Below are 3,428 nucleotides of genomic sequence, written 5' to 3' on the forward strand. Positions count from 1 at the left end.
GCCCGGATTCGCGGTCAACAAGATAGTGAGCCGGCCCTGGCGCAGGCCGAGGTCGCGCGTCTCCAGGCGCTGACCACCGCGCGGGTCGCTGCCCTCACGCGCGCACTCGCGGCCTGGAGGCTTGTACGCGCGGACGTCCCGAGACGGTTTGCGATTCGATTGCTTCGGGTCGCTCAGGGTCAGCCTGATGAGCCGTGATAAGGAAGTCAGTCCTCGTGAGAGACGAGCTTATGGTGATTATCGGGAGGCGAGCGGGGCGAGAGAGATGGGCTCCTTAGGTCCTTCTTTCCGGGTGCCTAGATCGACTCCTAAGGCCTTTCTGAACAACGCAAGCGGTGAATGCGCGGCGTATAAGGCTGTCATTCTCTACAACAAACGTCAGGAGCCGACTACCCAGGGAGGCGCGACAGCGAGAGGGGCGCAGCTGGAGAGCATGCTAGACAAATCCCAAGGGTACGGTAAAATACCGTATGAAAAGCCACACGTGCGCGTAGCACCCCATTAAGGAGAATGGAAGATGACCGTAGGGGCACGTTTTGACCTGAAGCTCAGGGAAGATGAGAAAGAACTGTTTGCGCAGGCGGCCGAACTGATGGGGACGACAACCGCGGGATTCGTGCGGGCCGCCGCCAAGGAAAAGGCGCGAATGCTCGTGGAGCAGGAAATCCGGGTGACCTTATCAGCGCAGGATTTTGCGAAGCTCGCGGCAGCTCTGACCAAGCCATTTGCACCCAATAAGGCGCTAAAGGACGCACTCAAGAGCGCGGGCCAAATCACGCACCGTGCTTGAGGAGCTGCGGTTTGAATCCCAGGTTCACGACAGCAAGGCCTTCGATTGCGGTACGCCCGTCCTGAACGAATACCTCGCACGGTTCGTCACGCAACATCGCCGGCGCGGCCTAACCCAAATCTACGTCCTTGCAGACTCTGATAGGCCCTCCATGGTGTTGGGTTATTACACCTTAAGCGCGGCGCAGATTGATACGGCACAGATCTCCGAAGAGCGTCGCCGACACTTGCCGCGGTTCCCCCTGCCGTGTTTTCCGATGGGCCGACTGGCCGTCCATCAGGATCGGAAAGGCCAAGGACTCGGCAAGCTCCTTCTAGGTTTGGCAGTCGAGCGGTGCCTGCGGGCCCGAGAGGAGGTCGCCGCCTATGCTCTGGTCGTGGATGCCAAAGATGAGAACGCCGCTTTATTCTATCGGCATTACGGGTTTATCGCCTGCGTCGACTCTTTCACCACGCTTTATTTGCCGTTCGGGCGCTAAAATCGAGCTAAAACCAAGCCGGCCCGACATCGGCTAATAACAGGCACAAATTGCCGATAAAGAAAGCCGCTGCCGAGGCCTCGGCGCTCGCCAGCAGTTTATGCGATATTCGCAACACGCGGCTGTGTGCGCGCCGCTCCTGCCGCAGGAGTAACAGCCCCTCCAACAGCAGGCCGCCACTCCCAAAGACATTCAGAACCGCGCCAATGATATGAAGAAAGGACCAGGACATCAGAATGAGCTATACGCTCTCCTGGTTATCGGGTTGCGCGGGCGGCACGTGGGCCGTAGGCGCGGGCGTAAATCCATGAGCTGCAACGAACGGTCCAGCGTCGGGCTGCGCAATCGCCGCCTTCCGCGGCCGGCCCGCACCCAGCAATTCTCAATGTGAAGTGACGCCGCTTCGGAACGTGGTGGCGGTCTATTTACGGGGTGTTAACGATCATGTAAATCCGCGTCTTTCTGACACAAAGACGCGGATTTACATGATCGTTAACACTTCGCGAGCCTTTATTATTTCCCGCACGTATTTGGTGTCAGAATTGCAGTTGATAGCGTTGAGTTCTGGTTCATGATGCAGATTGCGATGCTGTGCGGCTTTCTAACCAGCTACCCGGTTAACTGGTGGCTGCTCCGCTCTGGCATCAAAGAGATGATGTGAGCTTCATGTCGAACGTTCATGCGAACGCGGCGCGCTCTGGTCGGAGCAGCGTAGCACGACCGCCGCGGCCGGCTACGCCCGCGAAAAGTGCCGTATTGGCACAAACGAGCGATTTCTTTGGGCGGGAAAAAATGGATTCGAGAGCGAAACAAATAGGTACAAAAATGGGTACAATGCTCAAGTGCGCTCATCGTAAATAATCGGTGATCACATCTGGACAAATAAGGTTCGGCGTCGCCAATCCCACCCTTTTTAATTGGTAGGGATTCCAGGACCGCCATTACCGCCTGGGATAATGGCACGCTCCTGGCGGTACTGGTTTTAGTCTCCTGCCAAGGAACCGTCAAAACGTGTGTTTGCCAATTGATTCGCTCCCAACGCAAGCCGGAACCTCTTAGATGCAAGAAGCTGCCAAACACCCTCCAGTCGTAGCAGTGCGGCTTTGGCCCCACTGGTTGGGGGCCTTTGTTTATGCTGTGCGCCGGAAAGTGATCTGAAGCCCTAAGGCATGGGCGACTTTCATAACCGTGGCGAGACTGGGATTACCATCGCCCGAAAGTGCCTTATAGAGGCCCTCACGGGTGAGCCCGGTATCACGCGCCAGTTGACTCATGTTGCGAGCGCGGGCAATGGTTCCCAAGGCGTGGGCCATAAGGGCGGGATCATTTTCTTCCGCACAGGCCTCCAGATAGGCGACGATATCTTCGTCGGTCTTTAAGTAGTCCGCAGTATCGTAATGACTAAATTCTTTATCCATGAGAACTCTCCTTCCAACGAGCCGCGATAGTCTTGGCGTTGGTAATGTCCGTATCTTGTGTTGTCTTGTCGCCGCCGCAGAGCAAAACAATGATGGCTATCCCCGATTGGTAAAAGTACACCCGATAACCGGGTCCATAGTCGATACGCATTTCTGAGACACCTTCGCCGACCGGTTTCACATCTCCCGGATTTCCGAGCGCCAGCCGATCCAGCCGCATCTGAATACGAGTCCGGGCACGCACGTCCCGTAGTTTTGTCAGCCAGCGATCGAACGTCGCGCTTTTGATGATCTCCATAAACTCATATTGTGAACTGTAGTTATCATGACGTCAATAAGGCGATAAAATGGGATAGCGGATGGACGGCGATGGCATTGCGTTTGGATTGCGTTGGCGATGCGTCCGCCATGCGACAGCAATGCATTCGCGTCGGGCTTATACGTGCAAGTGCTTGAGTTTTATACTAATCCAACATCCCTACTCAATCCTCGGTCGCCAACGCCTCTACAAGACCGCCTCGGAGTGTCAGGGTATCCCAATTAAGGAAAGGGCGCTGGCGTCCTGCGCGCGCCGCATAGACGCGGGCGAGCACGGTATGGAGATCGGGCGGGAGATGGAGATCTGGGGGAGAGAGGGCGGCGGCGAAGGAGGGGTGATGTCATACCGAGATCGTCGCATGAAGTTGAGAAAACGCAAGCTGGAACCTGTTAGGCGCAAGAAGCTGTCCTGCTGGCCAGATGC

The 3,428-nt window shown here is 56.6% G+C and carries 6 protein-coding genes and 1 pseudogene; 4 read left to right on the forward strand and 3 right to left on the reverse strand.

Translation table 11 applies throughout. The features are described 5' to 3' along the window. The 3 genes from ACYCTF_RS14220 to ACYCTF_RS14230 form a co-directional block, all read left to right on the forward strand. Positions 1 to 198, forward strand: a 198-nt coding sequence (locus tag ACYCTF_RS14220; protein WP_461285081.1) for a hypothetical protein, incomplete at its 5' end; no start/stop codon positions are given. Positions 199 to 517: 319 nt separating this feature from the next. After that, entirely contained in the window at positions 518 to 790 is a 273-nt protein-coding gene (locus ACYCTF_RS14225; protein ID WP_461284353.1) for a type II toxin-antitoxin system TacA family antitoxin, read from the forward strand. Continuing rightward, positions 783 to 1,268 (forward strand): GNAT family N-acetyltransferase, encoded by a 486-nt coding sequence (locus tag ACYCTF_RS14230; protein WP_461284354.1) that lies wholly within the window; start codon positions 783 to 785, stop codon positions 1,266 to 1,268. Before ACYCTF_RS14225 ends, ACYCTF_RS14230 begins: the two co-directional genes overlap by 8 nt. A gap of 7 nt (positions 1,269 to 1,275) precedes the next feature. Here ACYCTF_RS14230 and ACYCTF_RS14235 read toward each other — a convergent pair whose 3' ends face one another. Further along, entirely contained in the window at positions 1,276 to 1,500 is a 225-nt protein-coding gene (locus ACYCTF_RS14235) for a hypothetical protein (protein ID WP_461284355.1), read from the reverse strand. A gap of 270 nt (positions 1,501 to 1,770) precedes the next feature. Between ACYCTF_RS14235 and ACYCTF_RS14240 the strand changes: the two are divergent. Further along, positions 1,771 to 1,929, forward strand: a pseudogene (locus ACYCTF_RS14240) (DUF4396 domain-containing protein); the annotation flags it as partial. Positions 1,930 to 2,398: 469 nt separating this feature from the next. On the opposite strand, the gene ACYCTF_RS14245 reads toward ACYCTF_RS14240, so the two are convergent. Further along, entirely contained in the window at positions 2,399 to 2,686 is a 288-nt protein-coding gene (locus tag ACYCTF_RS14245) for an addiction module antidote protein (protein ID WP_461284356.1), read from the reverse strand. After that, on the reverse strand, positions 2,679 to 2,984 hold the full coding sequence (locus ACYCTF_RS14250; RefSeq protein ID WP_461284357.1) for a type II toxin-antitoxin system RelE/ParE family toxin: 306 nt from the start codon (positions 2,982 to 2,984) through the stop codon (positions 2,679 to 2,681). The genes ACYCTF_RS14245 and ACYCTF_RS14250 overlap by 8 nt, the downstream gene beginning before the upstream one ends. Between the last annotated feature and the right edge of the window lie 444 nt (positions 2,985 to 3,428).

Source organism: Acidiferrobacter sp., assembly GCF_054609335.1.